We start from the raw sequence: 24,398 nt of genomic DNA on the forward strand, positions 1-24,398 counted from the left end.
AAGGCTTCCTTTTATCTAAAATATACATCTATCTCATCCATCAACTTCTTCTTCTCGAAGTGCTCCTTGTTGTATGCGTATGCATTCTCACCCATTTCCTGGATATACTGCTTTGGCATACTTCTCATTCTGATGATGTTCTTTGCTAAGCCTTCGGCATCGCCGATATCTGAGCAAAGTCCACACTCAGCTTCATTAATTACTCGAACTGTCTCGCCCTTGGCTGAGGCGATGATAGGCATTGCACATGCCATGTAAGACTGAAGCTTTGCAGGAATAGTTTTTGCAAATATATCGTCATCTGCAAAAGAAAGAAACGCTGCATCTCCTGTAGCCAAAATATCTGGCACTTCAGTAGCCTTCACTCTTCCTTTAAATTCAAACAAATCCCACACACCAGCATTTGTAATACTATCTTCAAAGGAATGACGAGCTCTACCATCTCCTACGATAGTAAAACGAACATCCTTTACTCCCTCTTTTCGAAGGATAGCTGCCGCCTCTGGAAGGATTTCCAAGCCCTGAGCCTGACCAATATTTCCTGTGAAGACTACATTAAATCCCTTGTGCTCCACCTTTGGCTTTGGCTCATAGAATTCCTCTGCATACTGTGGCCAGAAGCTGACCTTATCATGCTCTGCTGGATCTACGTATTTACGAATCGCTTCTACAAAGCTTGGGCTGGTGCCCCAGATATGTGTGCAGCCCTTATAAATCTTTCTAACCATTCTCTCGATTGGCTTTATTACGATTGGGCTGTGGATTCCTGTAATCATCTCTACGTTCTCAGGCCACAAGTCCTGAACATACAAGTAGCATGGCACCTTATGCTTCTTTGCATATGCCACGCCTACCTTGCACTGATTCATCGGAGAAGTCTCCAGCATGAATACCTCATCCGCTTCAATTTTTGTAAATAAATTCCAGAAGAAACCAAAGAATGGAAAGCTGAAATAATTGAGAACTAAGCCAAACTTGTTATGTCCTCTTGGTATCTCAGGGATACGAATTACCTCCACCCCATTGATAATCTCTCTTCTCTTTTTAAATAATCCATAACCAGGATATACCTTACCCTCTGGGTAATTAGGTAAACCTGTCACCACAGTTACTTTATAGCCTCTCTTTACCCACTCAAAAGCTATATCGCTTATACGAAATGGCTCTGGGTAAAAGAACTGGCATACTATCAAAATATGTTTTTTCATATATTCTCTCTATTAATTATTTATTAGAACGGAGCGCCCATTCCATCGCGCAAATGGAATAAGAAATATAAAAGCCCGCACATTGAGAACACCAGCGCAAGATTCTGTATATAAATCAATGCTAGTGAAACCTTATTTTCCTTTGCATCCGTACCAAGTATGATGCATAAAGACATATATAGCGGAATCAGATATCTATATGAAATCTGAATACGCTGACTATCGACAGGTGTAAATCTAGTCATACATCCGATGAAAATAGCAAGAAGACAGATAAATAATCCTAAACCAAGAACCACATACTGCCACTTCTTAATACGATTGCCCTTAATCATAATAATACTTGCAATCATAAGAACCAGAATAACAATTGTACAAGCCATTGGAACCTTTGCATTTAGCATAACGTGTCCCAATTCACTACCGACAACGTGCTTGATGTTGTACCAGAAATCCACCTTGATTCCATCCCATGCAAACTTAAATGTCTCAAGCTTATGGTTTTGGAAATACTCCCAGCTCCAAACCTGTCTTGAAGGATCAACCTCAGAAACCGTTTCATTACGTGACCAAAAAACAAGACTATAAATTCGCCAATAATATTTCACTAATACTTTTTCAAATACAACAACAGCTCCAGCAACGATGACACCTAAGATGCAATATTCATACCATTTCTTGCTGAGCACTACATCTGACCACCACTTCTTTACTGGAATGGCAAAAATCCAAATAGCAAATAATGCATAAACTATCTTGTTAGGGATGAGCATAACAACACATCCGCCAAGAATAATCAAATCCCACGCATGAAGCTTTACATGTGGCTGACTATAATACAGACACAATGTAAGAAGTGCTAATGAGAATAGGATACTCATGTTGTCATATGAATATGAACTGCAAAGATTAATTACAGCAGGGAACATTGCGAATGCAAAAAACTGATGCTTACCTACTGGAAGTAGCTTCAGTGCAATCCATCCTGCAATGATGAGGGACAATGAATTCATAAAACGTCCCATAAATATTACTCCTGCAAAACCAAATCCTAACAGTCTTGCGATAGTAATTCCGAAACCTGATACCAAATATCTGGATGCCTTTGTCGGCGCGATGTTGTGAACCTCCACATTGTCCTGCAAATCTTCTGCATGCTTAATCCATGTTCCATTTGCAAGAACTGCATACTGATAAGGGAATGTAACATCCAAATATGGCATCATGTAATAATCTTCCGCTCTCATATAGAAGAATGTATCATCAGTCCAAATCATTCCATGATATTGATCAAGCCCCAAGTTATGGTCTTTCATTCCCATCATAATATTTGAACAATGGTACGCACTGTAGTAATGCTCCACCTCGTCAACACCAGATATAGGTGGCATAACAAACTGCATACAGAATGTCCATGCAATTGCTGTAATTACGAACAATCTTGGGTAATTCCACTTCTTATCCAGTATTAATAATCTTAGTGTGTATATCGTAATTGCGAACATTACTATGAAAATAATTCCATAGTAGAAATTAACTCGCTTTGTAGCCGCTGCATTAAAGCAGTTGGCAAAGTAAAAGTACACACCAAAAATAATTGTTGCTGCTGCAAGAACTACAGCAGCAAGCTTTAATGCCTTTTCTTTATTCATTTCCGAAAAATATGATTTTATTTTTTCCAAAAATATTCCCCTTTTGAGATTACTTTCCTCTAAGTCGACTTTCCATTTTGTTAAGCTCATCAAGCTGACCCATATCCATCCATGAATTCTCATTGATTGGATATACGCCTACCTTCTTACCATCATCCTTAATACGGTTGATGATATCTGGGAATCCGATGAACTCGCCATCCTTGATGTAATCGAACACTTCTGGTTCTACAATGTAAATACCAGTATTTGTGAAGAAGCTAAACTCTGGCTTCTCCTTCATATCTGTGATATTTCCATGCTCACCAAACTCTACGACGCCGTAAGCTACCTGGAAATTTCTAAGAGAGCAAACCATAGTAATGACGTTGCCCTCTTTTTTATGATGATCATAAATCTTTGAATAGTCATCCTCAATAAGGATATCGCAGTTTGTAAGAATAAATGTCTCATCAAGCTTTCCACGAAGAAGAGCAAGACCTCCACCTGTACCAAGTGGTGTATCCTCATCTGCGTACTCGATTGTGTAAGGCTTCTCCACCTCACCGAAGTATGACTTAATCATGTTCTTCTTATGATTAACAATCATAATCATACGATTGATTCCGTACTCTGCGAAGCCATCAAAAATAATCTCTGCAATTGGCTTCTCACCAACTGGGATAAGAGGCTTAGGAAGGATTCGTGTGTATGGATAAAGACGTGTACCCTTTCCTCCTGCCATCATAACAACAGGCACTGAAAGGTCGCTCTGTCTTGTTCTCTTTCCTGCACTCCAAAAGATGGTATCTCTAACGATGCCATTCTCGTCTACAATTGGAACACCTTCGATATTATGACGGCTGAGGAATTCCTTTGCTTCATCCCTGTCATCCTCTTTCATGGTACGTGGATGATAATTTGCAATAGTGCTTACCTCGTTGTTTAAATCTCCACCTGAGAGAATAAAACGGCGCACATCACCTTCAGAAAGTGCTGCGATTAATTTCATATTCTCATCTACGATGAAAACAGTTCTGCGGGCACTTTCATCAAAGGTCTTCATGGCCTGTAAAATTGTGTCAGTCTCTTTAATAAAAACGTTTTCCATAATTAAATGTTGTAAATATCTACCTTATACTTATCTAAGTTGTGACGAAGGAACTCGATTGTCTCAGCTAATCCCTGCTCGAATGTGTACTGAGGCTTCCAATCTGTAAGCTGAAGAATCTTCTCGTTAGAGCCAAGAAGACGGTTAACCTCAGACTTCTCTGGACGAAGTCTGTCCTCATCGCAGATAATCTTTGCGTTTGGATTAATCTGACGGATAAGCTCCTCAGCAAGCTGTCCGATAGAGATTTCCTTCTGTGTTGCGATATTTATTTCCTGACCAATAGTCTTGTCGCTCTCGTACATAGCGATGAAACCATTAGCTGTATCCTTTACATAGTTGAAATCACGTGTTGGTGTAAGGCTGCCAAGCTTGATTTCTTCCTTACCTGCAAGAAGTTGTGTGATGATTGTAGGAATAACCGCACGAGCTGACTGACGTGGTCCAAATGTATTGAATGGACGCACGATTGTAACAGGTAAATCGAATGAACGATAGAATGACTCTGCGAGTCTGTCTGCACCAATCTTTGTAGCAGAATATGGTGACTGTCCCTGATATGGGTGCTTCTCATCGATTGGCACGTACTGAGCTGTTCCATAAACCTCTGATGTAGATGTAACAAGAATACGCTTTGTGCCAAGGTCTCTTGCAGCCTGAAGGATGTTAAGAGTTCCCTTGATATTAGTATCTACATAAGCATCTGGGCTGTGATAAGAAAATGGAATGGCGATAAGTGCTGCAAGGTGGAATACTGCGTCGCATCCCTTCATAGCCTCGCGGACACCATTAGGGTCGCGGACATCTCCAGCGAATACCTCTACGTGATCCATGATGCTCTTATCAAGTGTATCGAGCCATCCCCAGTTATTAAAACTGTTGTAATATACGAATGCTTTTACTTCATAGCCTTTTTTAACTAATTCCTCAACTAAGTGAGAACCTATAAATCCATCTGAGCCTGTAACTAAAACTTTACTCATGTTTCATCTCCTTAAAATATTTATACATTGACTCCGCTACTAATGAGATGTTCTCATCCTTTAAGCGGTCTTCCGACATTACGTATGTATTTCCTGGACGAGCGCAGCTCATATAAACTGCCAGGTACTGGATAATATCCTCGCGGCTAGGCTGCTTGTAGCTTGCCATGGCGCTCTCGTAATTTCCAAATACCTCTTCCAAGTGCATAACACCAGGTGCCCCAGTGTAAACAATGTCACCACTCATAAATACTGGATGACGAAGAAGCATTGCTTCCTGTCCTGCTGTACCTGTAAGTGTAGCAACACATTCACTCTTATCGATGAGCTTCAGTGAATCCTCCCATGGGTCGATTAAGACTACATTTGGATACTGATTAAACTGCTCATAAAAGCTGTTTGGACGAATGCCAAGGAATGAATAATGTTCCTTAACATAAAGTACAGTATCTGCTGGCAAAGATTTCACCAAATTATCGATGAAATACAGCTGCTTTTCGTACTTTTGTGCACATACAATTGTGGTGGCCTCCGGCTGAAGGTGAAGTGGGAAGTATACGAATTTCTTGCTGTAATCAGCCTTCTTGAAATACTTCTTAGCCTTCTGATATCTGAAATACCACTTGATTGGGTCCATTGTAGCTTCATAGGCCTTGTAATAAATGTATGAGCCCTTGTCCCTTGTATGTGGATTGAAAAATCTCTGTCTAATATAGAATAATGGCAGGATAAAAAACTTAGCCTTCCATTTTGGCTTCTTACCTGAAAACTGCATGAATGCTGGCTTCGACTGCTTCTCCTCAAACTTTGTAAGGAAAGCCTCTGCCTCTGCACGCTGCTCCTCAGTAACTGGGATATCAGCGTAGTTCTCTGGCATGTTGTAAATCTTCTCAAATGGATCATTTAAAATGTAATGATGAGTAAGATCCTTGCCGCAGGCTCTCATAAACATAAGTGAGTAGTAGCCTGTGCCAGTCTTCTGACCAACAAGGTAAGCTGCATATGTAAGGAATGTAGCGATAACCTCATCATAGAAGAAATCTACTTTATATGTAGTGAAAACATACTCCCAGAAGGCAATCAATCCTGCTGCAGTATGCACACAATAATCATAATCACGATAGATTAAAAATCTGTCTGTGTAGATGTATTTCCACATTGGAGCTGCATCATACTTCTTCTCGTACTCAGCAAGCTTCTCTAATGTAAATTCATCCCAGTGCTCATTCATAAAGGATGACATGTCGCATACAACAACCTCATCCTTACCAAATTTATCATAGATATATTTTGACTCTTTTTTATCGCAGGTGATAAACACACCTTTAACATCCGAATCGAATTTTTCCTTTATCTTTTTATAAACGGCAGGGGAAAAATCGTTAAATGGATGCCTTGCCATAAAACAAATAGTATACAATTTATGCTCTCCTAATCTAAGCGGCTCTTAATAAGATAAAAAGCCTCCGCATATTTATAGTAGGCTGTGGCTCCTCTGTAGGCAGCCAGGCCCTTTATAGCCTCTGCATTTCTAGGGAATGGAGGGGCTGTAATTTCACTTTCGTATGTGTTCATGATTTCGATTTTCTTATCGATGTAATCTGTAATATCCACGAACACGTTTGGCACGAAGCCATTTTCCTGCATAGCCTGATCTGTCTCTGAAAGAATCTCCATAGCAAGAACAGTCTTAAGGTATGGTGCACGGAAAGATTTTGTGCATGAGTATGCAGCCTCGAAAATCACACGGTGATCTGAGTGAACATCATGCTGATATGGAAGAAGTAAAAGCTCTGGCTTTACCTCCTCGAAAACTTCCTTAAGCATAGGAATGAATTTTCCTAAGTCAATCTTATCAACCCCTGCTGGCTCCAGCTCAAGGTTGTAGAAGCCATCAAAACCGTAAGTCTCCTTTACCTTCTGAATCTCCCCGTTGCGCTCTGCGATTCGTTCTGGTGTGTAGCCATACTCCGGCTTCATGTTTGTGATATTAAGCCAGTAAATCTCATGACCTTCTGACTTCATTTTTAAAAGTGTTCCACCTGCGCCCAGTGTCTCATCATCTGGATGTGGTGAAATAACCATTACCTTCATTTAGAGATAATCTCCTTCTTTTAAGCTGACAGCGTCGCTGTCTAATATATGAACGATTCCATCGTATGCTTTGATGACGAAATCTGTCTGTGAATTCACCCTCAATACCTTACCAGGCTCCAGGTTTGCATATTCATCTGTGAGCTCGTACTCACATTTCCAAACCTTTACCTCTTGGTCCCCATTCATAAAGTGGGCACCTACGTAAGGATGTGTAAGTCCTCGAACCAAATTGTAGATAGCGTGTCCTGACATTCTCCAGTCAATCTGTCCATCCATGCGGCCACGCTTACGCCATGTATTTCCTGCATTAGGATCCTGCTTTACAGGCTTCACTCTATCCTCTGCAAATTCCTTTGTAAAGGTAAGCACCTGCTCCTTTGCCACATCAAGAACCTTGTTATATAAATCCTGAGCGTCATCAGTTTCATCGATGATGACCTCTCTCTGGCTGATGATATCTCCTGTATCTGCCCCCTCATCCATAATGAAAAATGTGGATGCAGTCTTCTTAAGCCCAAGCACCAGCGCCCAGATAAGTGGGTGTCTTCCCTTATTACATGGAAGAGCTGCTGGGTGGAAACCTACTACACCATACTTTGGAAGAGATAAAAGTTCTTTTCCAATGAGGCGAGACCAGCCGAAGCAATATATTACATCAGGTGACTTGGATTTTGCAAATCCTACTGTCTCCTCGTCGTTAACATTCTTTGTGCAGATGTAATCAATTCCGTATTTTTCTGCAAGTGGTACAAGTGATTTAAAGTCTGAGTTGATGGCTGAGCTTTCCATGGTGATGATACCATCTACCTTGTAGCCCTTCTCCAGCATTGCTTCTAGCAACACGTAAGAGCTCTCCACACAGCCGATGAATAAAGTCGTTTTCAATTATATACCTCTTTTATAGTAGTAACAAATATATTATTAGGCCTGGAACAATCAGCGCTACTGCTGGTCCCCAGCTTCTTATTAACAGCTTGCTGAAGGAATACTTAAACCTTCTGGAAAGCTTAATAATCAACATCAAAGAATACAGCGCATAGGAAAGTCCTGTTCCGATTGCAACCATATTAATGCTTCTTTCTACAAACAGCACCAGGCCGCTTGAGAAGATTACATTGAAAATACAAAGTGCAACTGAGTTTGCAATCAATGACTTATTCAGCTTAAGTACGCTGAAGATATTTCCATAAAGCATTGTTGTGGAATATACTGCCACGCCAATAACAAGTATCTGTGTAGCTGCTGTTCCATCTGTGTACATCGGCATGAAATAATGTACAAATACAGGCATTACATAGAAAACGAAAAGGCAAGCTGCACCAGAAATCAGTGCTGTAATGCTGGTGAAGTATCCAGCCTTATCCAGAAGCTCCTTTTCATCCTGATGGGCTCCATATAAATGTGAAACCTTTATATAAAATACCTGTGATATTGTCTGTGGCACCAGCACCATGGTAGTAAATCCCATAAGTGGTACTGAATACACACCCAAATCATCTGTAGATAAGAATCCTAAGATAACAAATTTATCAACTGACTGAACGATTGTCCAAATGAGGCTGTTAATAAGCAGTGGTAATCCGCCTAATATCATCAGCTTCATATAAGGCCAGTCGAACTGTAATCTGGCTCCCTTGAATGCATCATTTCTAAACATGATGATTCCAAGAGCTGCAGATGAAAGTGTCATGGCATAAAGGCCATAGTAACCTGCCACGTTGATAGCAAGCACACCAATACCAAGTGCCAGCAAAGTGCGGACAAATCCGATGATTGCTGATTTATTGTAATGTCCATTCATTCTTACTGTGGCATTTGACATATCATCAAAGCTCTTTAGGAGAATGAGAATAGGACACATGGCATAACCAAATGCATATCTTGCACCGTCTGATTCTGTTCCGATGCTGCCGCGATAATAAATCAATACCCATGCTTCAAACACAACAAAGATAGCTGCGTAAATCAAAAGCATAAAGGTCATTGCTGTATTTTTAAGCTTTCCTGCCTCATCCATATCCCTGCGGCCAAGCGCCTGTGGATAATCTCTATTATAGGCATTGAGCACGCCAAACTGAGCGTAATTCATATATGTCATTGCCAGCAAACAGGTCTGGTATATTCCCAGTAAATGTGAGCTTACCAGTGACTTATTATATACGCTAAATATAAATGACATTGCTGAACATGCAACGGTGGAAAGTGTCACCAATATGAAATCTGCATTTTTCAGCTTATTTAACAGTTTTGTAAACATCCTCATAAATCTTAACTACTTCTTCCATGTATGCGTCAAAGTTATTCAAAGCCTTGGCGCGCTTTCTGGCTCCGTCAGACTTCATTCGATAAATCTCGCTGTTAGTCAGGAGCTCTTCTATATTCGAAACAAAAGCTTCTCTGTCGATTGGCTTCTTGTCATTTCCGCAAATCTTACCGCAGCAATCATCCACTGTGACCATAAATCCGCCCACCTTACTGGTAAGTGTAGGCTTTCCAAAGGCCATAGCTTCTACAGCCGCCATTCCAAATCCTTCGAACTTGGAAGGTGCCACAAGTATCTTTGTCTGATTCATATAGATGTATGGGTTATGCTGCATTCCCGCCATCTTTATGTTGTCCAAAAGCCCAAGCTTTGTAATAAGCTTCAGACATTCGCTTCCTAAATCTCCACCACCTACGATAGTCGCTTTGACATCAGGGTGATTCTTACTAACTTCTTTTACAATCTTTATAAATTCCAGAGGGTTCTTATCCTCTGTAAGGTAACCCACAAAAAGCAGGTCTGATTTAAAGCCTTCCAACTTCTCCTTTGTCATTTCAGTAGCAGCCACATATCCCTTTTCAAAGATAGCCACTGCATTAAATGGAACGCCAAGCACAACAGTCCTGTCTTCCATCTTGTCCCTAAACCATGATTTTTCAAGCACTGCACTATTAGGAACAATTATTTTGGCAAAGCTCTTGCAGGCTCCACCATACACAACTGCCTTTGGGCCAATTCGCTCTACCCACTTTGGAAGAGAGTACAAATGACTGATGATTGGAATCTCATCTGTAACCTTTGTACACATGAGACTCACATCATATTCATAGGCATGGATAATATCAGGATGAAGCTCATCAATGACTTCCTTGATGGCCTTCTCATCAATTTTTTCCATGCCGATGTATTCAATATTGTTGTCCAACAGCTTTGTCTCTATTGAACCTGTAGCTGTCAGATACACACAACGTATATCATCTGGCATAGATTTCATAATGTTTATAGCAACATTCTCCATGCCAGAGTATTTGTTTGACTTAGATATGTGTAAGACTATCATAAATCCCCCTCATGATCTCATTAACCTTCTCTTTATCAAACTCTTTCATTGTCTCGACATTGATTTGTCCCATCTCGTGACGCTTGTCCTCGTTATCTACGAGGGCTTTATTAAGAGCTGCAACCAATGTCTTGGCATCCTTCGCATCGAAAAGATATCCACCTTCTCCATCCTGAATCAAATCGATGTTGCCTCGAATCTTTGAGCAAACCACTGGCATTCCCACTGACATAGCCTCCATAAGTGCCACAGGAAGTCCTTCCTGATGAGATGGGAACACGTAGATATCACTAGCTGCAAAGACATCTGCTACATCTCTTCTAAATCCAAGAAGCTGCACATAATCCTGCAAACCAAGGTGCTTGATGCTTTCCTCTAATTCCTTTTGGATTTTGCCTCGTCCAGCAATAAGATATTTAATCTTATATTTAGGCTGAACTCGCTCATCACTGTCAGGTGTAAGAAGCGTGCCATTGTCCTTCATGATTTTAAGAGCTCTAAGAACCTCCCCATGGTTCTTTCTGTGAATAAGCTCTCCTACCGATAGAAGGACGATTGTGTCATCATCTATTCCAAGTTCCTTGCGGACACGGGCTCTGCCGTCCTCGCTGGCCACGAATTTGTGGGTATCCACTCCTGCACCAGGAATGTATGCCACCTGCTTGGCATTGAACTTTCTGGCGTTGTCGTAATCCTCTTTGTTGATAGTTATCAACAGGTCAGTGAATTTTGAACAATACTTTTCAACATTGTAGTACACCAGCCAGTTCTTAAGTGGTGCTCCCTTGAAGAAATGGAAACCGTGGGCTGCATAAACTACCTTGGTTCCATACATCATTCTGGCTCTTCTGCATGCCAATCTACAGATAACACCACCGATTGGCGACTGGGTGTGAACAATCTGGTACTGGTTTGCCTCTACCTCTTTTTTCAGCTCCAAATATGCTTTTCTAAGCTCACCTATGTTGAAAATCTTTCGCATACTAGCCTGCTCAATAACTCGGCATCCCAAATCATCAAGCTTCTTTCTGCGTTCTTTCATAGCCTCTGGACTAAGTGCACTATCTTCATCTTTCCAGCAACAGGCCACATCTACAGTGTAACCTAAATCCTGCAAAATCTTTATGTTATCGATATTAAACTGAGTCACCATGTACGCCGTATGGGCGTGCATAAGCGCTTTCTTATTTGTGGACATTAGCGTTAGTTTCTCCCTCGGCCACACCTTCTGTGGCATCTTTTGTAAATATGACTCTTAAAGTCATAAGTATTAACTGTATGTCGAGAAGCACACTGCACTTCTCGCAATAAATCATATCAAGCTTCAGCTTGTCGTATGATGTGGTGTTGTACTTTCCGTAAACCTGTGCGTAGCCTGTAAGACCAGCCTTTACATGTGTTCTGAAAGCAAACTCTGGCACTTCCTTAACGTATTCAGCGATAATTTCTGGACGCTCTGGACGAGGTCCTACCACTGACATATCGCCAAGGAATATATTGAAGAACTGTGGAAGCTCATCAATTCTTGTGGCACGAATAAAGTGACCGATAGGTGTAATTCTGTCATCATTTACGCTGGCAAGACGAGCCTTGCCATCCTTCTCGGCATCCATAATCATGGAACGGAACTTCATGATTTTGTATTCCTTTCCACCGATGGTGCAGCGTGTCTGTTTATAAAGTGCTGGTCCGCCATCGTATTTGTGGATAAGTATAGCTGTAACAAGCATAATTGGAGAAGTAAGGATAATTCCAATACCTGAAATTACAATATCTCCTGCACGCTTGATTGCTGCTGATATTCCGTCCATTCCCACATTCTTGCAAAGGTAAAGTGGTGTATCGAAAAGATTTACCTCATCAGAACCCTTGATAAGAATATCTGAAATCTTTGGTGTAAAATATACTCTCTTGCCTGTAGCAAAGCATGCCTTGATAATATCGTTTCTTGTCTCTGCTGGTACGTCGTTGATAAGCACAGCATCATAATTATCAAGCTCTTTAGTAATCTTCTCGATTGGCTCTCTGCAGCTGATTTCACCAGTGATGCTGTACTTGTCAGCACGCTGATTCATCTTCCAAACCAAATCATTCTCATACCCGCCAAAAATATTGAGGATAGAAAATGGTGGGAAAATCTTTCTGTAAATCTTTGTACTGAAATAAGTAACAAACAGCACTGCCACTGCATCTGCCACCGTAAGTACGATTACATAAGCAAGTGTAATCCACATCAATGCTTTGATTCTTGTCATCAAAATCAAAATGAAGAATTCCAAAACATTTACAAGTCCCATAGCAATAGCCTGTGACATGGTAAGGATAGAAATACGTCCTGTACCAATGCCAAAGCCCTTGAAGGTATTAATCATCAAGATGGTGAGAACCATATAAAGTCCTATCATCAGATAATTTCCTTTGCCAAGGAATCGTGTGTATGGATTCATAAGGTACTGAAATCTCATGTACCACATAACGCCAAAGAGCGTGGCTAGTACTACTACTAAAACCACGCTACTTACGAAGCGGAATAATTTTTTGTTTGTCTCTATCGTATTTGTATTATTCATATAATCTTTCCATTAGAAGAACGATTTATTCATATCTACGTGACCCTTAATACCAGGTACTGAACCCTTTGATGAATACTGCCACATTGAATACTTACCACTGTAAGTACAAGATGTGTTGTACTGTGCAATCCAGATGTATGCAGAACCGTTGATTCCGCCTGCATTCATTCTCTTATTCATCCAGTTCTTACTGCAGTATACACCGGCCTTGTAGCCTGATGACTGAACTGTAGATATAAAGGCATTTGCGATAGCTGTACGCTGTGCAGCCGATAAACCGCCGCCTCTTGCTGTGTCTTCCATATCTATAAAGATTGGATATGCGCATCCTCCTGCACTGTTTGCCATAGCAACAGCCATAGATGCTTCCTGAACAGCCTCTGCCTCGTTGACAGCACGTGAGAAGATGTAAACACCTGTCGCTACGCCTGCCGCCTTGGCACCCTTCATGTTCTTGTAGAAATATGGGTCCTCGTGAAGCTGTCCATCAGTCTGTCCACGGTATCCGCAACGGATAATTGCGAAGCTGACAGCTGACTTAGCCTGATTCCAATCAATATTTCCTTGATACTTGGAAACATCGATACCGTTACCCTTTACGAGAAGGCCTCCGTCAGGACCAAAGTTGTACTTAACACCCTGAATTACCTGCTCACCTGTAACCTTGTTTCCGTTCTTATCGAAGAAATAGCTTACGCCATTAATTGACTGCCATCCATAATATGCATATGTTGGAGCCTTGAAGTAGAAAGTCTTGTCTGCTGCAAAATCTGCTGCTGTAGCAGGCTTTGTAAGAGCCTCATCAAGGAAAAGCTCGTGACCTTCCTTATCCTTAAGTCTTTCTGTAGATGCTGTGCCATAGCCTGAAACTGTGTAGGTAACGCTAAGCTTTTCAGCATCTGTAGCTGCAATCTTATCACTCCAGACTGGTACACCTGCAAGTGTGTAATCTCCATCCTTTGTAACTGTAAATGTGCCCTTGCCATCCTTCATTGTGACAGCTGTTCCATTTACTGTTACTGAACCAACATTTGCTGTAGCTGTGATTGTAAACACACCATTAGAGTAACTCATATCAAGTGAAGCTTTTTCCTCTGTAGCTGTGTTTGCAGCTATTCTCTTTCCAATTTTAGCAGCCATGAATCTGTTGATATTCATGGAAACTGCTAATGGACGATTTGTATAGAACCATGCTGCATCATCCTGTGGAGTAGGAGTTGGATCCTGTGAAGGTGATGGCGAAGCTGTTGGTGCCTTTGTAGGCTCCACTGTTGGCTCCTTAGTTGGTTCTTTAGTAGGTTCTGCTGTTGGCTCCGGTGTAGATGTTGGAGACGGAGTAGCAGTAGGACTTGGTGTAGCTGTTGGACTTGGGCTAACACTTGGTGTTGTAGTTGGACTAGGTGATGGCTCATTCTTCTTATACTTGAACTCAATAGTCTTGTCCTTATCAGCCTTTACCGTCTGCTGCTTATCTGAAGTAAGTGTATAACCATCAAATGTCTTAGCTTCAAATGTTTTATCTGTATTCTGTGGAACGGCTACTGTTTCTTTGCCAAGCTCCTTATCATCTGCTTTATATATAACAGTGATATTGAAGTTCTTAACTTCCTGCTTAAGCTTATGAACTACAGAAGTTACGCCATTGCCCTTCTTAGTAGCCTTACTTGAGCCCTTTGTAGACTTAGGCGCTGCAATTTCAGAGCCCTTAATTCCCTTGGCTGAGCCGCCGTTTTCAACCTTGCTTGAAGCTACATACTCCACGGTATCCTTAAGAACCGCCTCAACAGGAGCTGCTTCCTTAGGCTGATTATCCTCGGCTGCCACATCCTTCTTAATCTGCTTTTTGATTTCCTTCTGAACCTTGAATTCTACTTTATCCTTTACATTAACTGTAGGTGCAAAATCTGTAGGCTCATAAATCTCCTGATTATCAAAATCATACATGAGGCAGGCTACATAATCGCCTGGCTCCATGTCTTTCTCAGAAATAACACCATCCTGATCATCATCAGTGTAGATGGTTCCTTCTACCTGCTTTACAGCCATAGCATATGACTGAATAGCACTTTCCTTATCGAGAATAAGCTGATAAAGTGGGTCATCCTTGATGCGACCCTTCTGAGTATCAACAACTTCTCCATTCTCGTCAGTTACTGTAATATCTACATTTCTTGATTCGAGTAAGGCAAGAATCTTTTCTGAATCAGATTGTGCTGTCTCCTCAGTAGATTCCTCTGTTGTCTCTTCTTTAACTTCTTCAGTATCTTCTGCCTCTTCTGTACCTAAAGCTCCGCCAGCCATCTCCTTGATGTCTGCATCAATCTTCTTTATCTCATCGATAGAGCTCTGAAGATTCTCTGCGTCGGATGGCTTGATAAGCTTAATCTGGAAAGGCACACCTGTGATAGCGTTGTCTTCTGTATCTGAAATGTAAATTGTTAAATCCTTTTCAAGGGATTCACTTGTGAGGACTATGTTCTTGAAAGCTGGAATGTAGACATCCTCGGCTGCTGCCTCTTCTTCTACTTCCACCTCTTCAACTACCTCTTCTGGTGCGACGTCATCATTTAAGATTGCATAAATTCCTGCTCCGCCAGCACCGAGTGCAGATGCGCCCACAACAGCAGCCAAAGCAATTCTAGCTACCTTATTTGTGGCAAAGAAAAACCTTATGCCCTCAATTATTCCTCTCATATTCATCATCTCCCAAAACTTCTAGTCTAATCGATGTTGTCGTTAAACCAATTATTTTCCTGAATACATATCGTTATAGTACTTCTGATAATCACCAGATGTTACATTCTTCATCCAATCCTCGTGCTCAAAGAACCAAGCGATAGTCTTCTTGATACCTTCCTCGAAGCATGTCTCTGGATACCAGCCGATTTCAGCCTTAATCTTGTCTGGTGCGATAGCATATCTTCTATCATGACCCTTACGGTCTGTAACGTACTTAATAAGCTTCTCTGAAACAAGCTCCTTACGTGGGTCTCCCTCTGGAAGCATCTCCTGAAGTGTATCAAGGATGATGTGGATAATCTGGATGTTCTGTTTCTCGTTGTGACCACCGATATTGTATGTCTCGAAGAGCTTGCCCTGCTCCTGAACCATATCGATTCCCTTAGCGTGATCCTCTACATAGAGCCAGTCACGTACGTTCTTTCCGTCACCATATACTGGAAGATCCTTGCCCTGAAGCGCATTGTTGATAATAAGTGGAATGAGCTTCTCTGGGAACTGGTAAGGGCCATAATTGTTAGAGCAGTTTGTAATGTTTGCAGGGAACTTGTAAGTATCCATGTAAGCCTTTACAAGCATGTCTGAGCTAGCCTTTGAAGCTGAGTATGGTGAATGTGGATCGTATGGTGTTGTCTCATAGAAGAATGCGTTATCATCATCTGGAAGTGATCCGTAAACTTCGTCTGTAGAAACGTGAAGGAACTTCTTTCCTTCCTTGAATGAACCATCCTCGAGCTCCCAAGCTTCCTTGGCGCAGTTAAGCATTACAGCTGTACCAAGTACGTTTGTCTGAACGAAAACCTCAGGGTTTACGATTGAACGGTCTACGTGTGACTCAGCTGCAAAGTGAACTACACGGTCGATATCGTTCTCCTGGAAGATCTTTCTGATAGCTTCCTTATCGCAGATATCAGCCTTTACAAATGTGTAGTTATCGCGGTTCTCGATGTCCTTAAGGTTCTCGAGGTTACCTGCGTATGTAAGCTTATCAACGTTGATGATTCTAATCTCGTTGTCATACTTCTTAAACATGTAGTGAATGTAATTTGAGCCGATGAATCCCGCTCCACCTGTTACTAAATAAGTTCTCATTTCTTATTAATCCTTTCTCTCTCCTTTAACATTCATAATCCTTATATTACTTTATTCTCTTAGCTTAAAATACTAAAGAATTCTAAAGAATTATGAATCTTAGGGTATTTATACATAGTCTTTTGCTTTTGCTATTAATCTATTATACGCAGAGAATAAACTGCGGATAGATGCTCTTGTGATGTTAGAGCTTACGCCAACACCGAATGTTGTGTTGCCATGACGCTCATCACGCATTTCAATGTATGCTGCAGCCTTAGCTCCAGAACCCTGTGACTGAGCAAGTGTATGCTCTGTGTAGTCGATGAGTGTAAACTCAAGCTCTGGTATGCACTGCTTGATTGCAAGCTTAACAGCATCGATAGGTCCGTTTCCTTCTGCCTCTGAATGGAACTTCTCACCATTGTAGCTGAAGTCGAGAACTGCAACTGTATCGTCTGTGTCCTTGCTATCCTGAATAACAACGTATTCAAGTGTAAGTGGCTCCTTGTTCTCAAGATACTGAGACTTGAATGCCTCCATAATACGCTGTGGTGTAACCTCGCCGCCCTGCTTTTCAGAAATGTACTGAACAACATCGGCGAACTCACGCTGCATCTTCTTTGGAAGCTTGTAGCCGTATACTGTATCCATAACAAAGGCTACGCCACCCTTGCCAGACTGGCTGTTGATACGAACCACTGGCTCGTACATACGTCCGATATCTGCAGGATCGATTGGAAGATATGGAACCTCCCAGTACATGTTCTGACGATCCTTCATAGCGCGGACGCCCTTATTTATAGCATCCTGGTGTGAACCAGAGAATGCTGTAAACACAAGCTCACCTGCATATGGGTGTCTTGCATCTGTAGGCATTTTGGTAACTCGCTCACAAACCTCAACGATTTCTTTAATATCCTCAAGGTGAAGCTCTGGGTTAACACCCTGTGAGAACATATTGTAAGCGATTGTAAGAATATCTACGTTACCAGTACGCTCACCGTTTCCAAGAAGTGTTCCCTCTACACGGTCTGCGCCTGCAAGAAGTCCAAGCTCTGTAATAGCAACACCTGTACCTCTGTCGTTATGTGGATGAATTGAAAGGATGATGTTTTCTCTGTCCTTGAAGTGTGTGCTCATCCACTCAATCTGGTCTGCGTAAACATTTGGTGTATTCATCTCAACAGTTGCAGGAAGATTAAAGATGATTGGTGCATCTGTTGCTTTGTTCCATGTATCCTGCACTGCTGTACAAATATCAAGTGCAAACTCAACCTCTGTACCTGTAAATGATTCTGGTGAATACTCCAACTGTAAATTTCCATCGAAGCGGTCCAGACGGTCTTTTACCATCTGTGTACCCTTCTTTGCAATCTCAATGATCTCTTCCTTTTCAGCATTGAAAACAACATCACGCTGAAGAGTAGATGTGGAATTGTAAATATGGAAAATTACATTTTTGATACCCTTGATTGCCTCAAAGGTACGGTCAATTAATTCTTCTCTACACTGAGAAAGTACCTGAACCTTTACATCATCAGGAATCTTATTCTCAGCGACAAGCTGTCTTAAAAAGTCAAATTCTATCTGGCTGGCTGCGGGAAAGCCAATTTCAATCTCTTTAAAGCCTAGCTTAATTAGGAGGTCGAATAGTTCCATTTTTTCGTCAACCGACATTGGTTCGACGAGAGCCTGATTACCGTCACGTAGGTCAACTGAGCACCAAATTGGAGCTTTTGTGATCTGCTTTTCAGGCCATGTACGCTCTGGAAACTGTAACACTGGGTTCGCTTTGTAACGCTTGTAGTTCAACATTATTCTGTCCTCCTAATATATCTCTCGCCTGTTACGGTAACAAGCCATATGATTTCTACACTCAGCTATAGAAAGCTTCGCTTAAGAAATATATGAGCTTGTCTCCTACAGGCTATTTTTACTACTCTCCTAATCCTGCTTCAATTGAACTAACGAGATCTGCTAAAGCATCTATCTCGTCTGCCCCATCGCAGCATATCTCAACTTCTTCACCACTCTTAACACATGCACCAAGTACACTTAATACTGACTTTGCATTTGCTTCGTAGTTGTCACTTGTGTGAAAAGTGACTTTACACCCATATTTCATGGCTATCTCGCAAAGTAGTCCCGCTGGTCTCAGGTGCAAACCTGTGGCATTCTTAATCTTTACTTTTTGTGAAACCATATCTATTCTCTAAAATCCCAAAAATCCCCAATTACAACATTGTGCTTGTGATTAACTCCGCTAACGCTTTAGCATCGTTCTCAATCTCTGCCTGATCCTTGCCCTCAATCATAACACGAACAAGTGGCTCTGTGCCTGATGGGCGGATAAGTACACGACCTTCTCCTGCGAACTTTTTTTCAAGCTCTGCGATTGCTGCTGCAATCTCAGGATACTCCATGTAGCTTTCCTTCTTGTGGTTTGGCACCTTTGCATTTACAAGTGCCTGTGGCAATACATCCATGATAGATGCAAGCTCTGAAAGTGACTTCTTTGTCTCCACAAGAACACGAAGAAGGTGAAGTGCTGAAAGAAGTCCATCACCTGTGGTGTTGTCGTCTAAGAAGATAACGTGACCACTCTGCTCGCCTCCGATATTGTAACCCTTAGCAAGCATGTTCTCTAATACATATCTATCGCCTACCTTAGTCACCTCTACATTGATGCCCTGTTCCTTTGCCATAAGTGTGAAACCAAGGTTTGTCATTACTGTAACAACGCAGGTATCCTTCTTAAGAGTACCCTTGTCCTTCATATGCTTGGCGCAGATAGCCATAATCTGGTCGCCATCTACAAGGCGTCCCTTCTCATCTACCGCAAGCATTCTGTCGGCATCACCATCGAAGGCGAGACCGATCTGTGCATTCTCAGCAACAACGCGAGCTCTAAGCTCGTCCATGTGAGTACTTCCGCAGTTGCTGTTGATGTTTGTTCCATCTGGATTGTTGTGAAGAGTAATAAGCTCTGCGCCCATCTCTGAAAGACAAGCAACGCTTGTGCGATAAGAAGCACCCTCTGCACAGTCGATAACAATCTTTAATCCTGATAAATCAAGTGGAACTGTCTTCTTAAGGAAATCTACATACTCGCGACCAAGGTCGAAACGATACTCAATCTTTCCAATCTCTGCGCCAGTAGGAAGGCTTACGCCCTTCATATCTGCTTCAATAAGAGCCTGAATTTCATCCTCAAGCTCATCTGAAAGCTTGAAGCCATCTCCATTGAAGAACTTGATTCCGTTAAACTCCATTGGGTTATGGCTGGCTGAAATAACAACTCCCGCATCAACCTTGTGCTTACGAGTAAGGTAAGCAATTGCAGGTGTTGGAAGTACTCCAACATAAACTGCGTTAGCGCCTACTGAGCAGATACCTGCCATAAGTGCAGATGCAAGCATTGTACCAGAAATACGTGTGTCGCATCCTACGATGATTGTAGGCTGGTGGCTTGCCTCCTTAGTAAGCACATAAGCTCCTGCCTGTCCAAGTGAGCGAGCAAGCTCTATTGTAAGCTCAGAGCCAGCTACTCCTCTGACTCCGTCTGTTCCAAATAATCTTCCCATTATTATTAATCCTCATTTCTTTTTCTTCACTGTAATCAAATATTATTCTTTCTTTGCTTCGATTACTGTGACTGTAACTGATGTATTCTGTACGGTGATTCCCTCAAGGTTCTCAAATTGTAAAACTGCATTCTGACCTTCGCCAACGCTGAGATTAGAGCAATCAATGTAGCCCTTAACATCCTCAGCCTTTAGACCGGCTAAAGCACTTTCACTTCCAAATACATCAACAGTAATTTTTTCTACATCCAACGAAACTGCCAGTCCCTCAGGAACATTTCTAAGTTCTATGTTCTCTGCCGGCACAGTAATCGTAGACGCTGTTTCATTAGCCATAGTGACATAGATAGCAACCTTAGAAGAGGTGCCCTCTGCCAGCTGAACACCATCCGGTAGATAAGCTGAAATATCTACTGATGTGGTGAATGAGCCTGTAAGGTTCGACAGATTGATAACTGTTTCTGGAATGGTGATGTTGCTCACTTCATTAAGTGCGCTAGGTTCACCAATAATCATTACAGATGCTGGATCTGTCTTTATACTTCCAAGGGTAAGCTCAGGCGACAGGATGCCGCTGGTCTTAACCACTATGTCTGCTGCCTTCGTATTTACGAATGAAACACTGACGCTGACTGTAGATACTGACATATTAAGTGAAGATGTATCTACTACTTCGCCCTTTGCATCGTAAAACTTCGGAATAACGTTTTCTGTGAAGTTGCTTGTAACACCTGTGATGTTTGCAGAAGCAACAACAGATTCTATCTTATTAACAATATCCTGTGGACCCGTAACAGTAATGACTGTAGGGCTGCAGGTCACTTCTTCTACTGCAAGCTCAGGCTCCAAATCACCAGTAGTCTGTGCGTTAATTAGGAATCTCTCTGTAGTAAGATCCTTAAGATTTACATAGAGATAATTCTGACGGCTGGAAATAGTAATGTAGTTAACATATGACTTCGCTGCAATTGTAACAGGCACACGCTCACTGTTTTCCAGATTGTTCATATCAGCTACAGCAGAGAAATCTGAAGGCGAAAGCTTTTCAATGATAGAACGCTTTGCCGTAACTCGGAAGCTGACTGTATTAACGCCATCCTTGATTTCGTAAAGCTTACCAGCCTGAGTAAGCACATCCTCGTTGGTAACTGTAACAACCGACGTGAATGTTCTTGTCTGCTTAGGATCATCGATGTTTACCACAACAAGCCATAGCAGGAATGAGAATATGATAGCTAAAATTTTTAATCCTACGTCCTTGGTGAGGGCATTAATTATTTTCTGCTGCATTTATTTGCCCTCCTTTTCAGTTTTTGTGAAAGCCTCAACTGCTTCTTCAGGATTCTGGAGACGCTTAAGCTCTGCAATAAGCTCGTCTTCCTTTACATCACGAACGATGCGTCCTTCACGAGCATAAGAAACTGTTCCAGTCTCTTCGGAAACAACAATGGTGAGTGAATCAGATACCTCACTGATACCAACTGCCGCTCTGTGTCTGGTTCCAAGGTCCTTTGAAAGGGCCATGTTATCAGAAAGTGGCAGATAGCATGTAGCTGAAACAACTCTGTCTCCGCGGACGATAACCGCTCCATCATGAAGAGGAGTGTTCTTTTCAAATATATTGATAAGCAGCTGTCTGCTGACTACTGCATCAATGCCAATACCTGTACGCTCAAACTCTGTAAGCTGCATATCCTTTTCTACAACGATAAGTGCACCTGTCTTAACTGCCCCCATTTCATAGCAGGCTGTAACAAGACCAACGATAGTAGAATCGTCAAATTTCTTGGCACCAGTCTTTAAAATATTCCACGTGAACAGAGATGTGATCTTACGACGACCAATCTGCTCCAGTGCTCGACGAAGCTCTGGTTGGAATACCACGATAAGCACCGTCACTGCAACTGAAACCAGCTTCTCGCCTAACCACAAAATGGTGTTCATCTGGAAAACAGCTGCCACCAGGAAAAACAGCATGATAATCAGCACACCTCGGATAAGCATCCAGACGCGGCTGTTCTTAACCCAAACCAACAGGTGGTACATAAAATATGCAATTATAAAAACCTCGATTACATCTGTGATGGAAACATCTGGAATATTTACATTGAAATAGTCATCGATGAATGCATCTACAGCGTTTACAAAATCAACCACCGAATTCCTTCCTTCTACCCTATACGGGATGTTTTATATTTTCTTTACTTCTTTGTCTTCTTCTGCAATTCGAATCTTTGGAACCGCTGTAACATAGTAGTAATAATCGTCATCCTCAAACTGAACCTTCTCAATTCTTGAGTAGTCCAAATCCAATACAAAATAATTCAAGATAAAACCTACCGCAAATACGATAATGTTTCCTAAGATGAGCCCTGGAATTGCGCCCTTCTGGCTGGCGAGAAGATATCCTGCAAGCATGATGATAAATTCAACAGCAACACCAGCTGCATTTGCTATCATCCAGGACATATTTATGCTGGCCTGGCGTAGCATATAAACCACCAAAAACATGGCAACCATGGCGATGATGAAGAACCAGAACAGGCGGTTCTGCAACATCTGCTCCTGAATCAGTGAAAATACTGAAACATCGGAAGTCTCATCCACAATCGCAGTAGTATTATCCTTAATAACATGGAGATAAAACGCGATAACTGAGCCACAAATAACCGATGTGAGCTCGTTAATATTTGACATCAGGCCTGCGCCCAACGACATGACATATGGCGCGCCAAAGGAATAGCAGATTGGCACTGTAACCATATTAGACGTAACTTTGCTTCTAAAATAAGCACAAACAAGGTAACCCACTACCACCATACCAAGCGCCACAACAGCAACCATTGGTGAAAGTGAGACTAAATCTATAAGTAATACAATTGTAAGAACGAGCGACACACCCTGAATAGGGAAAAATGCGCAGATGATAGCGATAATAATAGAAACCCAAAGCTGACTCACATGCTTGTTATGACCAAAATTGGCTCTGATACACATGAGACCTACAAATGCCACAAGGGCACTCCATATTTTTAAGAAAAGCATTTCGCGAGAAAGTACAAATCTTCGTATATCATCTCGTAATCTAATAAAAGCGTTCATTTAGAATTCCTCTAGTCCTTTTTTATCGTCGTAATCTCTGGCAAGAAATGGCTTAGTCTGCTGCATCTCTGCCTCGTACATATGATTAAGCTTTGAGTATTTAACTCCAAGCTCCTTGATAAGGCGTTTGCCGCGTTTGTAACGCTTGCTTGCCCGTGCTCTGGCCGAATGCACATGAATAATTATGTAGGCCGCGTAAACTAACAGCCCTGCCAAAGCTATCATTAATATGTACATAGTTGTGATATTCTCAAGAACGTTGCTAACCAGATATAAAACAATGGCTGCATATATAACACCGTAGAAGAGAGTGCCTGCAATGAAGCCTCCCCAGCCGTGAAGTGCAATATATTCTTTTTTCGAATAGCGAAGCATTGGCTGGTATTCAGGGCCCATTTCCTTCTCGAAAATGGCCATGACAGTCATATGCCTAACGCGCTCTTCATTTATCATAAACAATTATCCTCTGTCTTCTACACCTAGTAATTCAGAATCAGTATAGCATAAACAGTTTCTAAAAAAAACACCTACCGGCGAATGCCGGCAGGTGTATGTATAGTTTTAGTTTATTACTGGATAAAACGCATCTTATTTTCTTTTTTAGGTTTCTGTACAGGTGGTGGAGCCTGTGGTTTTTCAATAGACTTAGCCAAAGCGTCAGCCGTCTTATTCTTACAGTTCTCACAATACTTACCCGTTCTGATAGTTGCTCCGCAAATCTCACACTCGATACCAACTGGAGAATCATCGGCAAACTGAAGGCGCTCTTCACGAATCCACTGGCGAATCTGCTGTGGTGTTACTTCATTAGCTTCAGAAATTTCCTGAATATTGGCACGAGGATTCTCTCTGATGTATTCCTTTGTATTCTGGAACTTTTTCTCAAGATCCGCGCGGCAAGCCTCGCAAATATTAGGGCCGCCTAAATAATTATATAACCTTCCACAAGTTTTACAGTTACGCACCTCCATAG

Annotated in this window: 21 protein-coding genes; all 21 read right to left on the reverse strand. The window is 41.7% G+C overall.

Annotated features, from left to right (window positions below; genetic code table 11):
* Positions 1 to 11 precede the first annotated feature (11 nt).
* The 21 genes from BUA88_RS09280 to BUA88_RS09380 all read right to left on the reverse strand — a co-directional run bounded on the left by BUA88_RS09280 (position 12) and on the right by BUA88_RS09380 (position 24,396).
* A complete protein-coding gene (locus BUA88_RS09280) occupies positions 12 to 1,208 on the reverse strand; it encodes a glycosyltransferase family 4 protein (RefSeq protein ID WP_072916595.1) in 1,197 nt (398 codons plus the stop codon).
* A 23-nt stretch (positions 1,209 to 1,231) separates the two neighbouring features.
* Positions 1,232 to 2,890: a DUF2142 domain-containing protein gene (locus BUA88_RS09285; RefSeq protein ID WP_072916599.1), complete on the reverse strand. Its 1,659-nt coding sequence runs from the start codon at positions 2,888 to 2,890 to the stop codon at positions 1,232 to 1,234.
* Between the two features lie 19 nt (positions 2,891 to 2,909).
* Positions 2,910 to 3,950, reverse strand: a complete 1,041-nt coding sequence (locus BUA88_RS09290; RefSeq protein WP_072916602.1) for a sugar phosphate nucleotidyltransferase — start codon at positions 3,948 to 3,950, stop codon at positions 2,910 to 2,912.
* 2 nt (positions 3,951 to 3,952) lie between these two features.
* On the reverse strand, positions 3,953 to 4,933 hold the full coding sequence (locus tag BUA88_RS09295; protein WP_072916606.1) for an NAD-dependent 4,6-dehydratase LegB: 981 nt from the start codon (positions 4,931 to 4,933) through the stop codon (positions 3,953 to 3,955).
* Positions 4,926 to 6,353: a capsular polysaccharide export protein, LipB/KpsS family gene (locus BUA88_RS09300; protein ID WP_072916610.1), complete on the reverse strand. Its 1,428-nt coding sequence runs from the start codon at positions 6,351 to 6,353 to the stop codon at positions 4,926 to 4,928. The genes BUA88_RS09295 and BUA88_RS09300 overlap by 8 nt, the downstream gene beginning before the upstream one ends.
* A gap of 11 nt (positions 6,354 to 6,364) precedes the next feature.
* Positions 6,365 to 7,027: a PIG-L deacetylase family protein gene (locus tag BUA88_RS09305; protein ID WP_072916614.1), complete on the reverse strand. Its 663-nt coding sequence runs from the start codon at positions 7,025 to 7,027 to the stop codon at positions 6,365 to 6,367.
* Positions 7,028 to 7,915 (reverse strand): formyltransferase family protein, encoded by an 888-nt coding sequence (locus tag BUA88_RS09310; protein ID WP_200798859.1) that lies wholly within the window; start codon positions 7,913 to 7,915, stop codon positions 7,028 to 7,030.
* Positions 7,916 to 7,928: 13 nt separating this feature from the next.
* Complete coding sequence (locus BUA88_RS09315) at positions 7,929 to 9,287, reverse strand: lipopolysaccharide biosynthesis protein (protein ID WP_072916618.1); 1,359 nt, start codon at positions 9,285 to 9,287, stop codon at positions 7,929 to 7,931.
* Entirely contained in the window at positions 9,265 to 10,353 is a 1,089-nt protein-coding gene (locus BUA88_RS09320) for a glycosyltransferase family 4 protein (RefSeq protein WP_072916621.1), read from the reverse strand. The genes BUA88_RS09315 and BUA88_RS09320 overlap by 23 nt, the downstream gene beginning before the upstream one ends.
* Entirely contained in the window at positions 10,331 to 11,551 is a 1,221-nt protein-coding gene (locus BUA88_RS09325; RefSeq protein ID WP_159430885.1) for a glycosyltransferase family 4 protein, read from the reverse strand. Before BUA88_RS09325 ends, BUA88_RS09320 begins: the two co-directional genes overlap by 23 nt.
* Complete coding sequence (locus BUA88_RS09330) at positions 11,538 to 12,923, reverse strand: sugar transferase (RefSeq protein ID WP_072916625.1); 1,386 nt, start codon at positions 12,921 to 12,923, stop codon at positions 11,538 to 11,540. The genes BUA88_RS09325 and BUA88_RS09330 overlap by 14 nt, the downstream gene beginning before the upstream one ends.
* Before the next feature lie 12 nt (positions 12,924 to 12,935).
* On the reverse strand, positions 12,936 to 15,620 hold the full coding sequence (locus BUA88_RS09335; RefSeq protein ID WP_072916629.1) for a GH25 family lysozyme: 2,685 nt from the start codon (positions 15,618 to 15,620) through the stop codon (positions 12,936 to 12,938).
* Between the two features lie 51 nt (positions 15,621 to 15,671).
* The gene (gene rfbB / locus BUA88_RS09340) at positions 15,672 to 16,757 is read right to left on the reverse strand and encodes a dTDP-glucose 4,6-dehydratase (RefSeq protein WP_028247399.1); all 1,086 of its coding nucleotides are present in this window, start codon (positions 16,755 to 16,757) and stop codon (positions 15,672 to 15,674) included.
* 108 nt (positions 16,758 to 16,865) lie between these two features.
* Positions 16,866 to 18,554, reverse strand: coding sequence for a 2-isopropylmalate synthase (gene leuA / locus BUA88_RS09345; RefSeq protein WP_072916632.1), 1,689 nt, complete (start codon positions 18,552 to 18,554; stop codon positions 16,866 to 16,868).
* Positions 18,555 to 18,675: 121 nt separating this feature from the next.
* Complete coding sequence (locus BUA88_RS09350; RefSeq protein WP_072916635.1) at positions 18,676 to 18,942, reverse strand: HPr family phosphocarrier protein; 267 nt, start codon at positions 18,940 to 18,942, stop codon at positions 18,676 to 18,678.
* A 31-nt stretch (positions 18,943 to 18,973) separates the two neighbouring features.
* The gene (glmM, locus tag BUA88_RS09355; RefSeq protein ID WP_072916638.1) at positions 18,974 to 20,323 is read right to left on the reverse strand and encodes a phosphoglucosamine mutase; all 1,350 of its coding nucleotides are present in this window, start codon (positions 20,321 to 20,323) and stop codon (positions 18,974 to 18,976) included.
* Between the two features lie 42 nt (positions 20,324 to 20,365).
* Entirely contained in the window at positions 20,366 to 21,613 is a 1,248-nt protein-coding gene (locus BUA88_RS09360; RefSeq protein ID WP_072916641.1) for a CdaR family protein, read from the reverse strand.
* A complete protein-coding gene (gene cdaA, locus BUA88_RS09365; protein ID WP_242939604.1) occupies positions 21,614 to 22,480 on the reverse strand; it encodes a diadenylate cyclase CdaA in 867 nt (288 codons plus the stop codon).
* A 33-nt stretch (positions 22,481 to 22,513) separates the two neighbouring features.
* Positions 22,514 to 23,425, reverse strand: coding sequence for a hypothetical protein (locus BUA88_RS09370; protein ID WP_072916645.1), 912 nt, complete (start codon positions 23,423 to 23,425; stop codon positions 22,514 to 22,516).
* Positions 23,426 to 23,878, reverse strand: coding sequence for a hypothetical protein (locus tag BUA88_RS09375; protein ID WP_072916647.1), 453 nt, complete (start codon positions 23,876 to 23,878; stop codon positions 23,426 to 23,428).
* Between the two features lie 116 nt (positions 23,879 to 23,994).
* Complete coding sequence (locus BUA88_RS09380; RefSeq protein ID WP_072916650.1) at positions 23,995 to 24,396, reverse strand: flagellar protein; 402 nt, start codon at positions 24,394 to 24,396, stop codon at positions 23,995 to 23,997.
* Between the last annotated feature and the right edge of the window lie 2 nt (positions 24,397 to 24,398).

Source organism: Pseudobutyrivibrio xylanivorans DSM 14809 (assembly GCF_900141825.1).
In the GTDB taxonomy this organism is placed as follows: domain Bacteria; phylum Bacillota; class Clostridia; order Lachnospirales; family Lachnospiraceae; genus Pseudobutyrivibrio; species Pseudobutyrivibrio xylanivorans.